The organism is Pseudomonas sp. NPDC087697 (genome assembly GCF_044743155.1).
GTDB lineage: Bacteria > Pseudomonadota > Gammaproteobacteria > Pseudomonadales > Pseudomonadaceae > Aquipseudomonas.
On record NZ_JBIUVW010000022.1, the window covers coordinates 54176 to 72663 of the forward strand.

General features: G+C 58.1%; 16 protein-coding genes. 6 read left to right on the forward strand and 10 right to left on the reverse strand.

The annotated features are described in order from the left end of the window. Positions 1 to 107 precede the first annotated feature (107 nt). The 4 genes from nirB to cobA are packed head-to-tail and all read left to right on the forward strand — an operon-like array spanning position 108 to position 6376. Positions 108 to 2561 (forward strand): nitrite reductase large subunit NirB, encoded by a 2454-nt coding sequence (nirB, locus tag ACIPIN_RS16585; RefSeq protein ID WP_401120258.1) that lies wholly within the window; start codon positions 108 to 110, stop codon positions 2559 to 2561. Then, on the forward strand, positions 2558 to 2875 hold the full coding sequence (gene nirD / locus ACIPIN_RS16590; RefSeq protein WP_054593246.1) for a nitrite reductase small subunit NirD: 318 nt from the start codon (positions 2558 to 2560) through the stop codon (positions 2873 to 2875). The genes nirB and nirD overlap by 4 nt, the downstream gene beginning before the upstream one ends. After that, positions 2875 to 5592, forward strand: a complete 2718-nt coding sequence (locus ACIPIN_RS16595; protein WP_401120260.1) for a molybdopterin-dependent oxidoreductase — start codon at positions 2875 to 2877, stop codon at positions 5590 to 5592. The genes nirD and ACIPIN_RS16595 overlap by 1 nt, the downstream gene beginning before the upstream one ends. A gap of 10 nt (positions 5593 to 5602) precedes the next feature. Then, the gene (gene cobA, locus ACIPIN_RS16600; RefSeq protein ID WP_401120261.1) at positions 5603 to 6376 is read left to right on the forward strand and encodes a uroporphyrinogen-III C-methyltransferase; all 774 of its coding nucleotides are present in this window, start codon (positions 5603 to 5605) and stop codon (positions 6374 to 6376) included. A gap of 92 nt (positions 6377 to 6468) precedes the next feature. On the opposite strand, the gene ACIPIN_RS16605 is transcribed toward cobA, so the two are convergent. The 9 genes from ACIPIN_RS16605 to ppsA all read right to left on the reverse strand — a co-directional run bounded on the left by ACIPIN_RS16605 (position 6469) and on the right by ppsA (position 14835). Continuing rightward, positions 6469 to 7446 carry an OmpA family protein gene (locus ACIPIN_RS16605; RefSeq protein WP_401120262.1) on the reverse strand — a complete coding sequence of 326 codons (978 nt, stop codon included), beginning with the start codon at positions 7444 to 7446 and terminating at the stop codon, positions 6469 to 6471. Between the two features lie 107 nt (positions 7447 to 7553). After that, complete coding sequence (gene sigX, locus ACIPIN_RS16610; protein ID WP_401120263.1) at positions 7554 to 8144, reverse strand: RNA polymerase sigma factor SigX; 591 nt, start codon at positions 8142 to 8144, stop codon at positions 7554 to 7556. A gap of 90 nt (positions 8145 to 8234) precedes the next feature. Then, positions 8235 to 9059: a mechanosensitive ion channel family protein gene (locus ACIPIN_RS16615; RefSeq protein WP_123425629.1), complete on the reverse strand. Its 825-nt coding sequence runs from the start codon at positions 9057 to 9059 to the stop codon at positions 8235 to 8237. A gap of 2 nt (positions 9060 to 9061) precedes the next feature. Further along, positions 9062 to 9307 (reverse strand): CrfX protein, encoded by a 246-nt coding sequence (locus ACIPIN_RS16620; RefSeq protein ID WP_123425628.1) that lies wholly within the window; start codon positions 9305 to 9307, stop codon positions 9062 to 9064. A gap of 63 nt (positions 9308 to 9370) precedes the next feature. Next, a complete protein-coding gene (locus tag ACIPIN_RS16625; protein WP_401120264.1) occupies positions 9371 to 10366 on the reverse strand; it encodes a zinc transporter ZntB in 996 nt (331 codons plus the stop codon). 26 nt (positions 10367 to 10392) lie between these two features. Beyond that, entirely contained in the window at positions 10393 to 10884 is a 492-nt protein-coding gene (gene rraA / locus ACIPIN_RS16630; protein WP_262112211.1) for a ribonuclease E activity regulator RraA, read from the reverse strand. Positions 10885 to 10973: 89 nt separating this feature from the next. Further along, on the reverse strand, positions 10974 to 11273 hold the full coding sequence (locus ACIPIN_RS16635; RefSeq protein WP_401120266.1) for a Rieske (2Fe-2S) protein: 300 nt from the start codon (positions 11271 to 11273) through the stop codon (positions 10974 to 10976). Positions 11274 to 11373: 100 nt separating this feature from the next. Continuing rightward, positions 11374 to 12363, reverse strand: a complete 990-nt coding sequence (locus ACIPIN_RS16640) for an alpha/beta fold hydrolase (protein WP_401120268.1) — start codon at positions 12361 to 12363, stop codon at positions 11374 to 11376. 96 nt (positions 12364 to 12459) lie between these two features. Further along, positions 12460 to 14835, reverse strand: coding sequence for a phosphoenolpyruvate synthase (gene ppsA / locus ACIPIN_RS16645; RefSeq protein ID WP_401120270.1), 2376 nt, complete (start codon positions 14833 to 14835; stop codon positions 12460 to 12462). Between the two features lie 176 nt (positions 14836 to 15011). On the opposite strand from ppsA, the gene ACIPIN_RS16650 reads away from it, so the two are divergent. After that, on the forward strand, positions 15012 to 15830 hold the full coding sequence (locus ACIPIN_RS16650; RefSeq protein WP_401120271.1) for a pyruvate, water dikinase regulatory protein: 819 nt from the start codon (positions 15012 to 15014) through the stop codon (positions 15828 to 15830). A 111-nt stretch (positions 15831 to 15941) separates the two neighbouring features. Here the strand turns inward: ACIPIN_RS16650 and ACIPIN_RS16655 are convergent, their stop codons facing one another. After that, positions 15942 to 17369 (reverse strand): PLP-dependent aminotransferase family protein, encoded by a 1428-nt coding sequence (locus ACIPIN_RS16655; RefSeq protein WP_401120273.1) that lies wholly within the window; start codon positions 17367 to 17369, stop codon positions 15942 to 15944. Between the two features lie 144 nt (positions 17370 to 17513). On the opposite strand from ACIPIN_RS16655, the gene ACIPIN_RS16660 reads away from it, so the two are divergent. Further along, positions 17514 to 18401 carry a DMT family transporter gene (locus ACIPIN_RS16660; RefSeq protein WP_401120289.1) on the forward strand — a complete coding sequence of 296 codons (888 nt, stop codon included), beginning with the start codon at positions 17514 to 17516 and terminating at the stop codon, positions 18399 to 18401. Positions 18402 to 18488 lie beyond the last annotated feature (87 nt).

The following is an 18488-nucleotide window of genomic DNA, read 5'->3' on the forward strand; positions in this document are numbered from 1 at the left end:
GCGTCCTCGCTAGGTAACTAGCGGGACGCCTTTTTTTGTTTGCGCAAAATATCTCGAGCCAGCCTGACCACCCTGATGAGGCAAGTCTGAGCTCCCCGGAGAACCTGATGAAAAAACTAAAACTGGTGATGATCGGCAACGGCATGGCCGGGGTTCGCACCCTGGAAGAATTGCTCAAGCTGAGTAGCGAGCTGTACGACATCACGGTCTTCGGCGCCGAGCCCCATACCAACTACAACCGCATTCTTCTTTCGCCAGTGCTGGCGGGTGAGCAGACCTTCGACGAAATCGTGCTCAACGACCTGGATTGGTACCTGGACAACAACATCAAGCTGCTGCTCAACCGCAAAGTAGTGGAGATCGACCGGGTCAAACGCCGGGTCATCGCCGAAGACGGCAGCGAAGCCGAATACGACCGTCTACTGATCGCCACCGGTTCGACACCGTTCATCCTGCCGATCCCTGGCAATACCTTGCAGGGCGTCATCGGTTACCGCGACATCGCCGACACCCAGGCCATGATCAACACCGCCAAAACCCACAAGCACGCGGTGGTCATCGGCGGCGGCCTGCTGGGCCTTGAAGCGGCCAATGGGCTGATGCTGCGCGGCATGCACGTGACCGTGGTGCACCTTGGCGAGTGGCTGCTGGAACGGCAACTGGACAAAACCAGCGGCCAGTTGCTGCAAACCGCCCTGGAAGGTCGTGGCCTGCACTTTCGCCTGTGCGAACAGACCCAGGCCCTGCACGATGCCGGCAATGGCCGGGTCGGCTCGGTGCAGTTCAAGAACGGCGACATCATCCCCGCTGACCTGGTGGTGATGGCGGCCGGCATTCGTCCCAACACCGAACTCGCGGAAAAATCCGGCATCCCGTGCAACCGCGGGATTCTGGTCAACGACACCCTGCAAACCTATGACCCACGCATCTACGCAATCGGCGAATGCGCCAGTCACCGTGGCATCGCCTACGGCCTGGTGGCGCCGCTGTTCGAGCAAGCCAAGGTCTGCGCCAACCACCTGGCGCAACTGGGGTTTGCCCGCTATTCGGGCTCGGTGACCTCAACCAAATTGAAAGTCACCGGCATCGACCTGTTCTCCGCCGGCGACTTCATGGGCGGCGAAGGCACCGAAACCATCACCCTCTCCGACCCCATCGGCGGGGTCTACAAAAAACTGGTGATCAAGGATGACGTGCTGGTCGGCGCCTGTCTGTACGGCGACACAGCGGATGGCGGCTGGTATTTCCGGCAGATTCGTGAGAACCACGCCATCGGCGAAATCCGCGATCACCTGATGTTCGGTGAAAATGCGTTAGGCGATGTAGGCCACCAGGGCCAGGACAAAGCCATGAGCATGGCCGACAGCGCCGAAGTCTGCGGCTGCAATGGCGTCTGCAAGGGCACCATCGTCAAGGCGATTCAGGAACACGGCCTGTTCAGCGTCGACGAGGTCAAGAAGCACACCAAGGCGGCCAGTTCCTGCGGTTCCTGCGCCGGGCTGGTGGAGCAGATTCTGATCAACACTGTCGGCGGCGCGGCGGACGTCAAACCGAAAAGCGAAAAAGCCATTTGCGGTTGCAGCGACCTCAACCACGGACAGATCCGCCAAGCGATCCGCGAAGAGCATCTGTTGACGATCGCCGGGACCATGAGCTACCTGAACTGGCGCACCCCGAATGGCTGCGCCACCTGCCGCCCGGCGCTCAACTACTACCTGATTTCCACCTGGCCGGGCGAGGCCAGGGACGATCCGCAATCACGCCTGATCAACGAACGGGCCCACGCCAACATTCAGAAAGACGGCACTTACTCGGTAGTCCCACGGATGTGGGGCGGTGTGACCAATCCGTCGGAGCTGCGGCGCATTGCCGATGTGGCCGACAAGTACAACGTGCCCATGGTCAAGGTCACGGGCGGCCAGCGTATCGACTTGCTGGGGATCAAGAAGCAGGATCTGCCCGGTGTCTGGAAGGACCTCGACATGCCGTCCGGCCATGCCTACGGCAAATCGATTCGTACAGTGAAAACCTGCGTCGGTAGCGAGTTCTGCCGCTTCGGCACACAAAACTCCACGCAACTGGGCATCGAACTGGAGCATGACCTGTTCAACATGTGGTCGCCGCACAAGGTCAAGCTGGCGGTCTCTGGCTGCCCGCGCAACTGCTCGGAAGCCGGGATCAAGGACGTAGGGATCATCGGCGTCGACTCTGGTTGGGAGATGTACATCGGCGGCAACGGCGGGATCAAAACCGAGGTCGCGGAGTTCTTCGTCAAACTGAAAACCGCCGAAGAAGTGCGCGAATACAACGGCGCTTTCCTGCAGCTGTATCGCGAAGAAGCCTTCTACCTCGAGCGCACCGTGCACTACCTGCAGCGGGTCGGCATGGAACACATCAAGAAAGCCGTGCTGGAGGACCCGGAGCGTCGCAAAGCGCTCAACGATCGCCTGCAATTCTCCTTGTCGTTCGAACAGGACCCGTGGAAAGAACGCCTTGAGCAGCCGCTGCTGAAGAAGGAATTCGATGTCATCCCCGTGAAAAACCTGGAGGTGCCGGCATGAACTGGCTGGATATCTGCGCACTCGAAGAAATCAATGCCTTGGGCTCGCGCATCGTCAGCGGACCAAAAGGTGACATCGCGATTTTTCGCACCAGCGACGATGAGGTTTTCGCCCTCGACGACCGCTGCCCGCACAAGGGCGGGCCGCTGTCCCAGGGACTGATCTACGGCAAACGCGTCGCCTGCCCGTTGCACAATTGGCAGATCGACCTCGAGTCCGGTCAAGCCCTGGCGCCTGATGTCGGCTGCGCCCATCACCATCCGGCACGGGTGGAGAACGGTCGGGTCATGCTGGCTCTGCGGGAAGCAGGCTGATGAGCCGCCAGACGACCGCCTCGACCTGCTGTTACTGCGGGGTGGGTTGCGGCGTACTGATCGAGCATGACGGCGAGCAGATCCTCGGCGTCAGCGGCGACCCGACGCACCCGGCCAACTTCGGCAAGCTGTGCAGCAAAGGCTCGACGCTGCACCTCACTGGCGACCTCGCGGCGCGAGCGCTGTACCCGGAACTGCGCCTCGGCAAAGGTATGGCCCGCAGCCGTACCGATTGGGACACCGCCCTCGATCACGCCGCCAGCGTTTTCGCCGACACCATCGCCGAGCACGGCCCGGACAGCGTGGCGTTTTATATCTCGGGGCAACTGCTGACCGAGGACTACTACGCCTTCAACAAACTGGCCCGAGCATTGGTCGGCACCAACAACATCGACAGCAATTCGCGACTCTGCATGTCGTCGGCGGTAGTCGGCTACAAGCGCAGCCTGGGTGCAGACGCTCCGCCTTGCAGCTATGAAGACCTTGAATTGAGTGATTGCGTGATGATCGTCGGCAGCAACATGGCCTACGCCCATCCGGTGCTGTTTCGTCGCCTGGAAGAAGCCAAAACCCGCCGCCCGCAGATGAAAGTCATCGTCATCGACCCACGGCGTACCGACACCTGCGACCTCGCCGACCTGCATCTGGCCATACTGCCCGGCACCGATGTCGCGCTGTTCCATGGGATTTTGCACCTGCTGCTGTGGGAAGACTGGGTCGACCGTGAGTTCATCAAGGCACACACTGAAGGCTTGGCCGAACTGAAGAGCCTGGTGCGCGACTACACCCCACAAATAGTCGCGCAACTCTGCGGGATCAGCGTTGAACAACTGCAGCAATGCGCCGAGTGGGTCGGCACATCACCGAGTTTTCTTTCGCTGTGGTGCATGGGCCTGAATCAGTCCACTGCCGGCAGCGCAAAAAACAGTGCGCTGATCAACCTGCACCTGGCCACCGGACAAATCGGCCGCCCAGGTGCAGGCCCCTTCTCGCTCACCGGTCAGCCGAATGCCATGGGCGGACGCGAAACCGGCAGCTTGTCGAACTTGCTGCCAGGTCATCGCGAAGCGGCCAACGCGCAACATCGCGCTGAAGTGGCGGATTACTGGGGTGTTGAAAAACTACCTGACACGACCGGGCTAACCGCCATCGAACTGTTCGAGCAGGTCCAGAGCGGCAAGATCAAAGCGCTGTGGATCGCCTGCACCAACCCGGCGCAGTCGCTGCCGGATCAGCAAACCGTGCGCGCGGCGTTGCAGGCTTGCCCATTCGTGGTGCTGCAAGAAGCCTTTCGCACTACCGAAACCGCACCCTTCGCCGACCTGTTGCTACCTGCCGCCAGCTGGGGTGAGAAGGAAGGCACGGTGACCAACTCTGAACGGCGGATTTCCCACGTTCGCCGCGCCATCAGCGCACCAGGTGAATCGCGCCCGGACTGGGCGATCACCGTGGATTTCGCACAACGCCTGGAACGGCGTCTACGTCCTGGACTGCCCAGCCTGTTTGCCTTCGAACAACCGGCGCAGGTCTTTGATGAATACAAACAACTGACACGCGGACGGGATCTGGACCTCTGCGGGATCAGCCACGCGCTGCTCGACCGCCTCGGCCCACAGCAATGGCCGTTCCCGGGTGGCGCCTTGAGAGGAACGCCACGGCTTTATGTGGACGGGATTTTCCCTACCGAGAGTGGCCGTGCACAGTTTGTCGCCGACCCTTATCGCGCCGCCAAGGAGCAACGCGATGCACGCTTTCCGTTGACCCTGATCACCGGACGTCTGCGCGATCAATGGCACGGCATGAGCCGCACTGGCACCGCAGCACAATTGTTCGGCCACGTCAGCGAAGCCCTGCTGAGCCTGCATCCTGATGAGTTGCGTCGGTATCGGCTGCAGAACGGCGATCTGGTCAACCTCAAAAGCCGTCGAGGCAGCCTGATCGTCGCCGTCGGCAGTGATGACAGCGTGCGCCCGGGTCAGGCGTTTCTGCCGATGCACTGGGGCGACCGTTTCCTCAAGGGCGGCGTAAATGCGGTCACGCAGCCGGCGTTCGACCCCCTGTCGAAACAACCCGAACTCAAACACAGCGGCGTGCGTATCGAACCGGTAAAACTGCCATGGCATTTGTTCGCACTGGTTGAGGGCGATGTTCAGCAGCATTTCGAGACCTTACGACCGCTCTGCGAGGACTTTGCCTACGTCAGCCTCAGCCTGGCCGGCCGTGAACGCCCAGCGTTGCTGATTCGCGCTGCCAGCGCCCAGGCGCCTGATCCGCAATTGCTGCATGACATCGATCAACAACTGGGACTCAACGATGGCCCAGTCTTGGCCTATGACGATCCGCAGCGATCCATTGGCAAACGAGTGCGCATCGAACACGGTCGGATTACCGCCATTCGTCTGGCCGGTGAAACCCTCGCACAACACTGGCTGCAAAACCTCTGGCTGGAAGGCCGCGCCGACGAGCAATTACGGCGCTGGCTATTGGCGCCGTTGAGCACCCCACCTGGCAGTGCAGGCTCATCCGTCAGCGCCACCAAAACCCTGTGCAACTGCAAGAACGTCAGCGAAGACGCGGTGTGCGCCGGTATTCGCAGCGGTCTGGACTTGCAGGGCCTGAAACAACAACTGGGTTGTGGCACGCAATGCGGCTCCTGTGTCCCGGAAATCAAGCGTCTGTTGGCGGCCAAAGTGCAGCCCATCGCAATCACGTCGTGAGGAATAGAACATGAGCGCAAAAGTCTGGCTGGTGGGTGCAGGTCCCGGTGACCCTGAATTGCTGACCCTCAAAGCCGTTCGGGCGCTGAATGAAGCCGATGTGGTGCTGATCGATGATCTGGTCAACGAAGCCGTGCTGGTGCATTGCCCGCAGGCGCGCATTATTGCGGTCGGCAAACGCGGTGGCTGCCGCTCTACTCCGCAAGCGTTCATTCATCGCTTGATGCTGCGTTATGCCCGCCAAGGCAAATGCGTGGTGCGGCTCAAGGGCGGCGATCCGTGCATTTTCGGACGCGGCGGTGAAGAAGCACAGTGGTTGCGCGAACGTGAAATTGAGGTCGAGCTGGTCAATGGCATCACCGCAGGCCTGGCCGGCGCAACGCAATGCGATATTTCCCTGACTCTGCGCGGCGTCGCCCGTGGCGTAACCTTGGTCACCGCGCACACTCAGGACAACAGCGAGCTCAATTGGCGAGCCTTGGCCCAAAGCGGTACAACGCTGGTGATTTACATGGGCGTGGCGAAATTGAGCTCAATTGGCGAGCAATTGCTGGCCGGCGGGATGGCTGCTGATACGCCTGTGGCGATGATTGAAAATGCTTCATTGCCACACCAGAGGGAATGTCGGAGCAACCTCACAGCGATGCAGGAAGACGCCCACAGCTTCCAACTGAAAAGCCCGGCTATCCTGGTGATCGGTGCGGTGGCAGCCTGTGACAATGCTAAAAGATCGCAGCCTGCGGCAGCTCCTACGGAGGAGCGCTGGAACGCCTATCTAGCGTAGGAGCTGCCGCAGGCTGCGATCCGTTCAAAAAGACCAAATCGCAGGCAAAGAAAAGCCCGGCCGAAGCCGGGCTTTTCCGAACTACACGCTAATTACTTAGCAGTAGCTTCAACCTGCGCTTCTACACGACGGTTTGCAGCGCGGCCAGCGTCAGTGCTGTTGTCAGCAATTGGGCGGGACTTGCCGTAACCAACCGAGTGAACGCGGTTAGCTTCAACACCATCCTTGACCAGAACTTGTTTCACAGCGTCAGCACGACGCTGGGACAGCTTCTGGTTGTAAGCGTCAGGACCGACGTTGTCGGTGTGACCTTCAACAACGGTGGTGGTGTTCGGGTACTGCTTCATGAAGTCAGCCAGGTTCTTCACGTCGCCGTAGCTGTTTGGCTTAACAACAGCCTTGTTGAAGTCGAATTTCACGTCCAGTTGAACGCGAACAACTTCAGCAACTGGAGCTTCTGGAGCTGGCTCTGGAGCCGGTGCTGCAGCTACTGGAGCTGGAGCAACTTTGCCGCCAGTGCCGCCGAAGTTAACGCCCAAGCCAACTAGAGCCTGGTAGTCCCAACGACCGTTGTCCAGCTTGTAGTCGGCTTCAAGGCCGGCACGAGCGTACAAGTTGTCGGTGATGTACCACTTGGCGCCAGCACCAGTGGTCAGGTAGGTGGACTGGTCACGACCAGTGTGGCCGTCAGCAGCGACGTTGGTCATGCTACCGTGTTGAACACCGCCTTCAACGTAAGGACGGATGGCATCGCCAACAGTACCGAAGTGGTACTGGGACTTCAGACCAAAGTGATCGCCACGGATTTTCTGGTTACCAGTGTTGCTGTCAGAACGAGTGTAGTCGTCCGAACGGTAGGTGGCATTCACAGAAACGTCGTCGGTCAGGAAGTAACCGATCGAGGCGCCAGGACCAGTGCGGCCGTTCTGGTAAGAGTCAACGCTATGGTTCCAGGTTTTACCCCAGAACAGCTCACCTTCGACCGCGCCTTGGCCTTGTGCCAGAGCGCCGAACGAAGTAGCGGCAATAAGAGAACCAATGGCAAAGCCCAAGGTGTTTTTCAGTTTCATCCGTTAAATCCCCATCTGGTGATTGTAAAGCAGTCCCGCAAACCGGGGGACAACTCGGCGGCAAGTCTATCAGAACTTGCCTACACGTAAGAGATATTTGCGCTGAACTAAGTTTCAGCGATGCCTGCAAATTTCTCACGCAATTTGTCAAGAGCGCGTTTGTACCGCATTTTCGTTGCACTCAAACCCATGTGCATGATGTCTGCGATCTCCTGAAACTCCAGCTCTGCGACAAATCGTAGCACCAGAATTTCCCGGTCAATCGGGTTCACATACACTAACCAGCGATCAAGTCCACCCTTTTCCTCAGGTGTCGGCGCCTTCTCTTCAGACGCTTCCTCAAGGGGGTCCAGACTCAAAGCGTCCATCAAGCGACGCTTACGCCGTTCCTTCCGATACTGTGTGATGCATTCGTTGTACGTGATGCTGTAGAGCCAGGTTTTGAACTTCGATTTCCCCTCAAAGTTCTTCAAACCGTACAACACCTTCAACATCACTTCCTGACAGACATCATCTGCGTCACGATCGTTCCCGAGATACCGTGCACAAACGTTAAATAATGTTCTCTGATAACGCCGCATCAGCTCTTCGTAGGCGCGCGTCACGTGAAACAGCTCCGTGTGCGAGCGCGCGACCAACTCCTCATCAGAGAGCTCGCGGGGGTCGTAGCGCATGGATAGCGATTGGGCTTTATTCAAAACAAGTTGGGCCGACAGTCAGGTCAATGTCCGCCGCAACCCAGGGTATCGGGCATTTTGCGGCGGCATACATTAGCAGGGTTTGCCGGGTTAGCGGCTACTTACATGCTGTTCCAGGAGGATCCGATTGGAAAGTGAGACTAGCTCACCCTCGTCGGTCAGCAATGTAGTTTTAACCGTGCCAATCTCTTCGATCTGGCCTTCGACCTCACCAACACGCACTTGTTGCCCAACCTGATACAACTCACGCACATAGATTCCCGCAAGAATCTGGCCGGCAATTTCCCGGCTTCCCAACCCCATGGCCAAGGCAACTGCCAGACCAACGGTAATCAAAACAATCACGATCACATGGTTCAGCAGGTCGGTTTTGACCTCCAGCTGGCTGATCGCGACCGAAATACTGATGATGATCACCAGGCCTTGAGCGATACGTCCCAGGCCCGATGCGTAATCCAGTCCTACACCTTCTGCGGCGCCACGCACCAGCCCATTGGCCAATTGTGCGAGCAACACGCCCACCAGCAACACCAGCGCGGCGCCAAATACTTTCGGCACATACAACGCCAACATATCGAGCGTAGCCGAAACTCGCTCCAAGCCAAGGGATTCTGCAGCAGAAACCAAAAAAATCAGCAAAACGAACCAATAAACGATTTTGCCGATCAGGGTCGAAATCGGCACCTGCAGGCCTGCGCGAGCCAGCAGCTTGGTCAAACCGGTACCGCCCATCAAGCGATCCAGGCCCAGTTTTGCGAGTAATTTGGAGAGCAGGGTGTCGAGCAGCTTGGCCACGACAAAACCCAGCAAAAGCACTACCAGTGCGCCGAACAGGTTCGGAATGAAGTTTGCTACCTTGGTCCACAACGCTGTCATTGCCGTGACGAGGCTCTGAGTCCAGAGATCAAGTTCCATATTCAATCAGCCTTATCAGCAGTGCGAGCAGTAGGTTTACGACGGGAAACCGGCGAGACATGGGCCGATCCGTTATTGAGGGCAATCATCAGCGCGGGCAGCCAGCGGCCCAGCAGGCTGAACAGATCACCGGCGCCAACCTGGCGGTTGGCGGTTTTCAGCACACGCCCCAGGCAGGCATCGTCGTCACGGGTGGACGGTGATGCCTTGAGCATGTCGCGCAAGGACTGTTCAAACGGATCGTGCATACGCACCTCTCGTGATATCTGTGAAAGACGCGATCAAAATTCTTCGGGTCACATGGCTCTCCCTCATACCCAGCGCAAACGCCGGAACAACCACCATTGCCCCACCGCCACTGTCACCATCATCAGGCAGGCAATCACGAAGCCATAAGGGTTCCCGGAAAAAGGAATTCCACCGACGTTTATGCCGAGTAACCCGGTCAAAAAACTCATCGGCAAAAAGATCCCGGTGATGATCCCGAAGCGGTACATAGTGCGATTCATGCGCACGCTCAAACGCCGATCTTCAGTCTCAAGCACCAGCCCTACGCGCTCTCGGGTCAATTCCAGCTCTTCCAGATAACGCGTCAGGCTGTTGTTCAATTCGTTCCAGTAGTCGCCGTCATCGTCGACAAACCATGGCAATTTTATCCGCGTCAATTGACCGAAGATATCCCGCTGCGGGGCAAGGAAGCGCTTCAGTCCTGCCGCTCGCCGACGGATCTGCAAAATGGCGCCATGCTCCGGAGTATACCGTTCGTCGGTATCCAGCTTTTCTTCTTCATCATCGACGATTTCCGAGAGATCGCTGACCAGATCCTGCACTTTATGGGTGAGGTACTGAGCCATATAAAGGACCAGTTCGGAGGTGGTTTTCGGCCCCTTGCCCTCAGTCAGTTGCACCAGCAACTCATCGGTGGCGCGCAACGGCCGTAAACGCAGGGAAATCACCCGCTGAGCAGAGGCGAAGATCCGAACCGACACCATGTCTTCAGGCTCGGCACCTGGATTGAGGTTGATTCCGCGCAAAAACAGCAGCAACTCGGAGTCCGGCAGCGTCAACAGGCGCGGCCGGGTGTTCTCTTCGAGTAGCAGGTCACAGCTGAACTCACTCAGACCGCTGGATTTACGCAACCAGGTCTGAGTTTGCGGGTGACTACGGTCCCAGTGCAGCCAGAGGCTTTCATGGGGTTGCAGTTGCAGGTCATCCAGTTCAATCCGGGCAAGCCAACGCGCACCGCCTTTACCATCCAGCACCAGGGCATGCACCAGCCCCCACTGCGCGTTTTCTTCCTCGAACATCCTCACCCCTGGCTTGAATCAGTTATTTATTCTGGCATTTTCAACGGACTTGGCGAGATGATCACGCCGTTATTGTCCGCATAGATGTATTCACCCGGACGGAAAGTCACGCCGGCGAAGGTTACCGCAACGTTCAGATCACCGATGCCACGTTTGTCGGTTTTCATCGGATGACTGGCCAGCGCCTGCACGCCCAGATCGGTTTGCGCAATGACGTCGACGTCACGGATGCAGCCGTAGATCACCAGCCCTTCCCAACCGTTTTTCGCGGCTTTCTCGGCCAGCATATCGCCCAGCAGGGCGCGGCGCAGCGAACCACCGCCATCGACCACCAGCACCTTGCCATTCCCTTTGAGCTCGACCTGCTCCTTGACCAGCGAGTTGTCTTCGAAGCACTTGATGGTAACGATTTCGCCGCCGAAGGAATCACGGCCGCCAAAATTGCTGAACATCGGCTCCAGCACCTGCACCAGTTCCGGGTAGGCATCACACAGGTCGGGAGTTAGGTAATGGTTCATCGAGAAACTCCTGTAAGAGAAAGAACACGATTGTGGACTGTCGAAAATCGCAGGGATTACAGAACTGAAACGTGTAGTCGCAAAGGATATTAAACATCGATCCCGATGCGATCACCTTCGTAAGCCACCTTCAGCATGCTCAAGCCAGGACACGGCGCCTGCACCGGAACGCCGCTGGGCAACTGAAACTCTATGCCGTGGCGCTGACAACGCAGGATATTTCCCGACAATGTCGCACTGCTCAGCGGCGCGCCTTTATGTGGGCAGCTGTCTATCAGCAATAACGGCTGATTATCCAGCACCAACAACAGCAGGCTACGCCCTTCGACCTGGAACGTCCGCCGATAACCTTCATCCAGATTGATCAGACGCTCAAGGGGCACGAACATAAGGCTGACTCAGCAACCGATTGTGACCAGAACAGCTCAATACGTCATATCTTAGCCGTTAGCTGATCTGAACGAAACGCTCTTGTCAGAGCATTCGTACTCAGACTGCTGTAGCCAAATCCGGCTTGCCAGCCACTAACGGCGCCTGCTGATCTGTCAGCCAGCGCTGCACCAATGGCCAGACTTCGGCCTGTGCGGCTTTGCTGACCAGCATTTCAACATGCCCAAAATTGTCCGAAAAGCCCTGCTCACGCCCCAGACAGATGAACTGTTTGTGCTCGGAACCGATCTGATCGAACAGCTTGCGACAAGCCCAATCCGGGTCCTGATGATCGCTGGTCGCGCTGACGCCCAAGACCGGAACCTGAACCTCGGCCAGCCCGGCCCACCAGTCTTTCTCGGCATCACCAAAGCGTCCGAACAAGCCATACCAACGCATACCTTCCAGGGCCAGGCCAATCGGCTCGTCCTCTGGGCCACGCTTGAGACGAGAGCCCGAAATCTGTGCGAAACGCTTCAAGAGAAACCGCCCGCTCCACTCCACCGGGGGAAATTTCAGCGGCCAATAGGTGCGACTGACCTGCGTACCAAAAAATGCGGCAGAGGCCACAGCTGGCTCACCCAGGTACTGACCACCCAGCGCTGCCGCCAGGGTGATGCCACCCAGTGAATGACCAATCCAGTGCGGAACCTGACCGCTTTGCTCGCGAACGAACGCAGCAATCGCCGGCAGATCGTAACGGGCATAGTCGGCAACGCGGTTCTTTCGATAGTTCTGGTTGCGCTGGGACAAGCCGTGACCGCGCATTTCCGGTATCCACACATCAAAACCGGCGCGCGCCAGATAGGCGCCCAGACCAAGACCTTTGGGGGAAAACCAGAAACGCCGATTGGAAAAACTGCCGTGAAGCAAAATCACCGGAACGCCACGCACGGAGGGCTCATCGGCCATGCCCAGGCGGGTGACCGCCAGCTCGACGGTGCCGTCCGGACTGTTGCCGGGTTTCAAGCGATAGACGTCCTCGCTCAGATCGCCGCGACGCTCGGCGCTGATCAAGGCGACAGGAAATAGGTTGCTGCTGCTTTGCATAATGCTCTTGCACAAAAAAGGGCGGGGTCCATCTGGATGCCGCCCTACTTGAATCCTAAAGGAGCCGATCATCGATCAGCCCCTTCACTCAACACATCAGACCGCAGCCTGACCTTCAGCCAGGAAGAACCAGGTTTCCAGTACGGAATCCGGGTTCAACGAAACGCTTTCGATACCCTGTTCCATCAGCCACTTGGCCAGGTCCGGGTGATCGGAAGGCCCCTGACCGCAAATACCGATGTATTTGCCAGCCTTGTTGCAGGCCTGAATCGCGTTGGACAGCAATTTCTTGACCGCCGGATTACGCTCGTCGAACAGGTGCGCGATGATCCCGGAGTCACGGTCCAGGCCCAGGGTCAGCTGGGTCAGGTCGTTGGAACCGATGGAGAAACCGTCGAAGAACTCGAGGAACTCTTCAGCGAGGATCGCGTTGGACGGCAGTTCGCACATCATGATAACGCGCAGACCGTTTTCGCCACGGGCCAGGCCGTTTTCGGCCAACAGGTCCACAACCTGGCTGGCTTCGCCCAGGGTACGGACGAACGGCACCATGATTTCGACGTTGGTCAGGCCCATCTCGTTGCGCACGCGTTTCAGCGCACGGCATTCGAGTTCGAAGCAGTCACGGAACGACTCGCTGATGTAACGCGAAGCGCCACGGAAGCCCAGCATCGGGTTTTCTTCTTCCGGCTCGTAGAGCTTGCCGCCGATCAGGTTGGCGTATTCGTTGGACTTGAAGTCCGACAGACGCACGATGACCTTTTTCGGCCAGAACGCGGCGGCCAGGGTGCTGATGCCCTCGACCAGTTTCTCGACATAGAAGCCGACCGGATCGTTGTAACCGGCAATGCGCTTGTCGACGCTGTCCTTGATTTCCGACGGCAGACCGTCGTAGTTCAGCAGTGCTTTCGGGTGCACACCGATCATGCGGTTGATGATGAACTCCAGACGGGCCAGGCCCACACCGGCGTTCGGCAGCTGCGCGAAATCGAAAGCGCGATCCGGGTTACCGACGTTCATCATGATTTTGAACGGCAGCTCCGGCATGGCGTCGACGGAGTTTTTCTTGATGTCGAAGCCCAACTCGCCTTCAAAGATGAAGCCAGTGTCGCCTTCAGCGCAGGAAACGGTCACGCCCTGGCCGTCTTTCAACAGCTGGGTGGCGTTGCCGCAACCGACGACGGCCGGAATACCCAGCTCACGGGCGATGATCGCCGCGTGGCAGGTACGGCCGCCACGGTTGGTGACGATGGCACTGGCGCGCTTCATGACCGGTTCCCAGTCCGGGTCGGTCATGTCGGAAACCAGAACGTCGCCCGGCTGGACTTTGTCCATCTCGGAAACGTCTTTGATGATGCGCACTTTACCAGCGCCGATGCGCTGACCGATGGCGCGACCTTCAACCAGCACGGTGCCGGTTTCTTTCAACAGGTAACGTTCCATGACATTGGCCGAGGTACGGCTCTTCACGGTTTCAGGGCGAGCCTGAACGATGTACAGCTTGCCGTCATCGCCGTCTTTGGCCCATTCGATGTCCATCGGGCACTTGTAGTGCTTCTCGATGATCATCGCCTGCTTGGCCAGTTCGCTGACCTCGGCATCGGTCAGGCAAAAACGCGCACGCTCGGCCTTGTCGACATCGACGGTCTTGACCGAACGACCGGCCTTGGCTTCGTCGCCGTAGATCATCTTGATGGCTTTGCTGCCCAGGTTGCGGCGCAGGATCGCCGGACGACCCGCAGCCAGCGTGCCTTTGTGGACGTAGAACTCATCCGGGTTCACCGCGCCTTGTACGACGGTTTCGCCCAGACCGTAGGCGCCGGTGATAAACACCACGTCACGGAAGCCCGACTCGGTATCCAGAGTGAACATCACGCCGGCAGTGCCGGTTTCCGAACGCACCATACGCTGCACGCCAGCCGACAGGGCAACCAGCTTGTGGTCAAAGCCCTGGTGCACGCGGTAGGAAATGGCACGGTCGTTGAACAGAGAAGCAAACACTTCCTTGGCAGCGCGAATGACGTTTTCGACACCACGGATGTTCAGGAAGGTTTCCTGTTGGCCGGCGAAAGAGGCGTCCGGCAAGTCTTCGGCAGTTGCCGAGGAGCGCACGGCCACGGCCATGTCCGGGTTACCGGCCGACAGCGTGGCAAACGCGGTGCGGATTTCGGCGTTGAGCTTCTCCGGGAACTCGGCTTCCATGATCCATTGACGGATTTGCGCACCGGTTTTCGCCAGGGCGTTCACGTCATCGACGTCCAGCGCATCGAGGGCTGCGTGGATCTGGTCGTTCAAACCACTTAATTCGAGAAAATCACGATAAGCCTGAGCCGTCGTGGCGAAGCCACCTGGGACCGATACACCGGCGCCCGCAAGGTTACTGATCATCTCGCCCAGGGATGCGTTCTTGCCCCCCACATGCTCTACATCGTGGACGCCGAGCTTATCGAGGGAAACTACGTACTCTACCAAGGTGATCTCTCCACTAACTGTGTTGGAAAAGCTCAGGGCGCTGGCGGCTCATTAGGAGCATTTGCCAGCAATATGGCCTGGACCTGGAAAATAAGTGAGAATGCGGGCCAATCCAGGCCGGCAAATCGCGCCTATCATATCCAAGAATCGTCACCAGCTTAAGGCCCAAGGCGCAAATGAAACGATCTGCTTTCTTTATCTCCGATGGCACGGGCATTACAGCCGAAACCCTGGGTCAAAGCCTGTTGGCGCAGTTTGAAAACATTACCTTCAGCAAAGCCATACGCCCGTACATCGACAGCGTGGATAAAGCGCGGGCCATGGTACAACAAATCAACATGGCCGCCGAAAAGGACGGATTTCGTCCGATCATCTTCGACACAATCGTCAACCAGGATATTCGTGAGATTCTCGCGACCTCCAATGGTTTCATGATCGACATTTTCTCGACCTTCCTCGCGCCTCTCGAACAAGAGTTGAGCGAGCACTCGTCGTATTCGGTCGGCAAGTCCCATTCCATTGGCCACAACTCCAATTACATGGAGCGTATCGAGGCGGTGAACTTCGCCCTCGACAACGACGACGGCGCCCGCACCCACTATTACGACAAGGCCGACCTGATTCTGGTCGGCGTGTCGCGCTGCGGCAAAACCCCGACCTGCCTGTACATGGCCATGCAATTCGGTATTCGCGCGGCCAACTACCCGCTGACCGAAGACGACATGGAACGCCTGCAACTGCCAACGGCACTGCGCGCCCATCAGCACAAGCTGTTCGGCCTGACCATCGACCCGGACCGCCTCACTGCGATCCGCAACGAGCGCAAGCCCAATAGCCGCTATTCGAGCTACGCCCAGTGCGAGTTCGAAGTACGTGAAGTCGAGAACCTGTTCCGCCGCGAGAACATCCCGCACATCAACTCCACGCATTTTTCCGTGGAAGAGATTTCGGCGAAGATTCTGGTGGAAAAAGGCGTTGAGCGGCGCTTCAAGTAGTTTTTCGGCGCCTGTTACACCGCTTTCGCGAGCAAGCCCGCTCCCACATTTGACCGCGACCTCAAGGTAAATACGGTCCAGTGTGGGAGCGGGCTTGCTCGCGAAGGACGATTACACGATATCCACTGCTGTAAACCCGTCTCCCAATGCCTTCGCCACTGCCTCAAACCCTTCCCTCAGCAACCTGTCATCCCCGGACGTATTACAAACACTCACCCGAATGAACTGCGGCACGCTCGCATGCCCGACGGCGAACGCTTCGGCAGTAGCGATCAGGTAACCGTTCTGTTTGAGCTCAGCCTCGATCTGCGATGCACGCCAAGGCTCGGGCACTTCGATCCAGAAATGTGGGCTGTGGAGGTGGGTTTTGTACTCAAGCCCCTTGAGTAGCCCGGTGACCAAGGCTTTGCGGCGAATGATTTCTGCTATTTGTTGCCCCAGCAATTGCTCGGCGACACCGTTTTCGATCCAGGAGGCGATCAGCTCCAGCGTCAACGGCGTGGCCATCCAGCACGTACCCCGCACGGCCGCCGACAAACGACTGACCAAGGGTTGCGGCGCATGCAGGTAACCGACGCGCAATCCGGCCGAGACAGCCTTGCTCACGCAGCCAATCAGAATCGTGCGCTCTGGTGCGAAAAAGCTCAGGGGTAACGGACGTTCTTGCGCCAACACGGCATGGGCTTCGTCCTCAATGATCAGCAGATTGTGCTCTCGACAGACCTCAGCGATAGCCTCGCGCCGCGCAGCAGACATCACTGCCGCTGTAGGATTCTGGATCGTCGGCGTGCAGTACAGCGCAGTCACCCGGTGATTACGGCAAGCCTCATCCAGCGTGGATGGCAACAATCCTTCGTCATCCATCCCCAGCCCCATGAGTTTTATCCCGAGCATGCGTGCGACGCTGATCAGCCCCGGATACGTCAATTGCTCGGTCACCAGCGTATCGCCCGCCTTAAGCAAGGCCATCAGTGCACAGAGCAGCCCGTGCTGGCCGCCATTGACGCAAATCACCTGCTCCGCACTGGGAACAAATGCCTTGTGACTAAGCCAACGTGCACCCGCAGACCGATACCGCAGCAACCCGGCATCGACGGTATAACCGCTGATCCTCTGCAACGTCTCTGAATCACAGGCCAACGCCTGCAAACTCTGACTCAGAAACAGGGCCTCCTGCCCGGGAATCGGCTGGTTGCGGCTCATGTCAAAACAGGGCTGTGGCTCATCGCTGACATTGCGAAAGCCACCGTCGCGCGGACGCTCCATACCGCGCTGACGCACATAAGTGCCATCTCCTACGCGAGCAACCACCAGCCCCACGCGCTCCAGTTCAGCGTAAGCACGACTGATAGTCCCAACGGTAACGCCCAGGCTGTCGGACAACAGTCGATGAGGCGGTAACTTGCAGCCAGGTTCGATCAAGCCCTCGTGAATGGCCTTTTCGATGGCCTCCGCGAGACGCTTGTACTTCACGCCCAGCCCGTCCGCGAGCCCGGCACGCATGATTGACACCATGGCAATACTTACTTTGACAGCCATTATCTTCCCTAATAGCGTGCTGAAAACAGGTTCAATCAGGGATAGACCTTTTCCACGGACAGGTCAATTTCCGCTCACGGAAGGTGCTCGACCATGCCTATGTCCATTGCCATCGATGCCACTCAAAAAAACCACAAACCCTGGCTGGCGGGCCTGATCACCAGTGCTCTGTTTTTCATCGTTTGCCTGAGTTGGGGCACCACCTGGCTGGGAATCAAGATTGCGGTCGAAAGCGTGCCGCCCCTGACTGCTGCGGGCCTGCGCTTTCTGATTGCCTTTCCACTGTTCCTGACGTTCGCGAAGCTACGTCGGGAGCCGCTGTTGTTTCCCAAGGAAAGCCGCTGGTTTTTCGTTTTCGTCACGCTGTCATACTTCAGCCTGCCCTACTACCTGCTGAACTACGGCGAGATGCACGTTTCGTCCGGCCTGACCGCTCTGCTGTTCAGCTGTATGCCGGTGTTCATCCTGATTTTTTCTGCGGTGTTTCTGCGGGAAAAAATCTACGCCTCTCAGGTGCTCGGTATCGCTATCGGCTTTGGCAGCCTGTTCATGATTATCCGTAGCCAAGGGCTGCATCTGGATCACGCGGAATTATTCGGGGTGCTGGCGATTCTCGCCGCCGCGATCCTGCATGCACTGTGTTACGTGGTGACCAAGAAACAAGGCAGCGCCATCAGCGTCATCACCTACAACACCCTGCCCATCGGCATCGCCGGCCTGATGCTGGCAAGCGCAGGTCTGGTGGTCGAAACGCCAACATTCGCGACCATCAGCCTGCGCTCCTGGAGCGCCCTGCTCTATCTCGGACTGGTCGCTTCCGTCGGTGGCTTTATCGTGTATTTCATGCTGCTCAAACGCCTGAGCCCGATCATTCTGTCCTTCGTCTTTATCATCTTCCCGGTGTTCGCAGTGATCATCGGTTCCTGGTATGAAGGTTTGGCGATTTCTCCGGAGCTGATCATCTATTCGACGGTCTTATTGGCGGGTTTCGCCATCACCAAACTTCCGGTGGAAAAATGGCTCAAGGGCTGAACGCGTTTCCCCGTAGGAGCTGCCGAAGGCTGCGATCTTTTAGCCTCTTCAAGTGCGCTGAAGATCAAGATCAAAAGATCGCAGCCT

Bases quoted from the DNA above. Each gene is read 5' to 3' on its own strand.
- ACIPIN_RS16605 (WP_401120262.1), bottom strand. From the start codon at position 7,446: ATGAAACTGAAAAACACCTTGGGCTTTGCCATTGGTTCTCTTATTGCC.
- nirD (WP_054593246.1), top strand. From the start codon at position 2,558: ATGAACTGGCTGGATATCTGCGCACTCGAAGAAATCAATGCCTTGGGC.
- rraA (WP_262112211.1), bottom strand. From the start codon at position 10,884: ATGAACCATTACCTAACTCCCGACCTGTGTGATGCCTACCCGGAACTG.
- ACIPIN_RS16640 (WP_401120268.1), bottom strand. From the start codon at position 12,363: ATGCAAAGCAGCAGCAACCTATTTCCTGTCGCCTTGATCAGCGCCGAG.
- cobA (WP_401120261.1), top strand. From the start codon at position 5,603: ATGAGCGCAAAAGTCTGGCTGGTGGGTGCAGGTCCCGGTGACCCTGAA.
- ACIPIN_RS16635 (WP_401120266.1), bottom strand. From the start codon at position 11,273: ATGTTCGTGCCCCTTGAGCGTCTGATCAATCTGGATGAAGGTTATCGG.
- ACIPIN_RS16615 (WP_123425629.1), bottom strand. From the start codon at position 9,059: ATGGAACTTGATCTCTGGACTCAGAGCCTCGTCACGGCAATGACAGCG.
- nirB (WP_401120258.1), top strand. From the start codon at position 108: ATGAAAAAACTAAAACTGGTGATGATCGGCAACGGCATGGCCGGGGTT.
- ACIPIN_RS16595 (WP_401120260.1), top strand. From the start codon at position 2,875: ATGAGCCGCCAGACGACCGCCTCGACCTGCTGTTACTGCGGGGTGGGT.
- ACIPIN_RS16655 (WP_401120273.1), bottom strand. From the start codon at position 17,369: ATGGCTGTCAAAGTAAGTATTGCCATGGTGTCAATCATGCGTGCCGGG.
- ACIPIN_RS16620 (WP_123425628.1), bottom strand. From the start codon at position 9,307: ATGCACGATCCGTTTGAACAGTCCTTGCGCGACATGCTCAAGGCATCA.
- ACIPIN_RS16650 (WP_401120271.1), top strand. From the start codon at position 15,012: ATGAAACGATCTGCTTTCTTTATCTCCGATGGCACGGGCATTACAGCC.
- ACIPIN_RS16625 (WP_401120264.1), bottom strand. From the start codon at position 10,366: ATGTTCGAGGAAGAAAACGCGCAGTGGGGGCTGGTGCATGCCCTGGTG.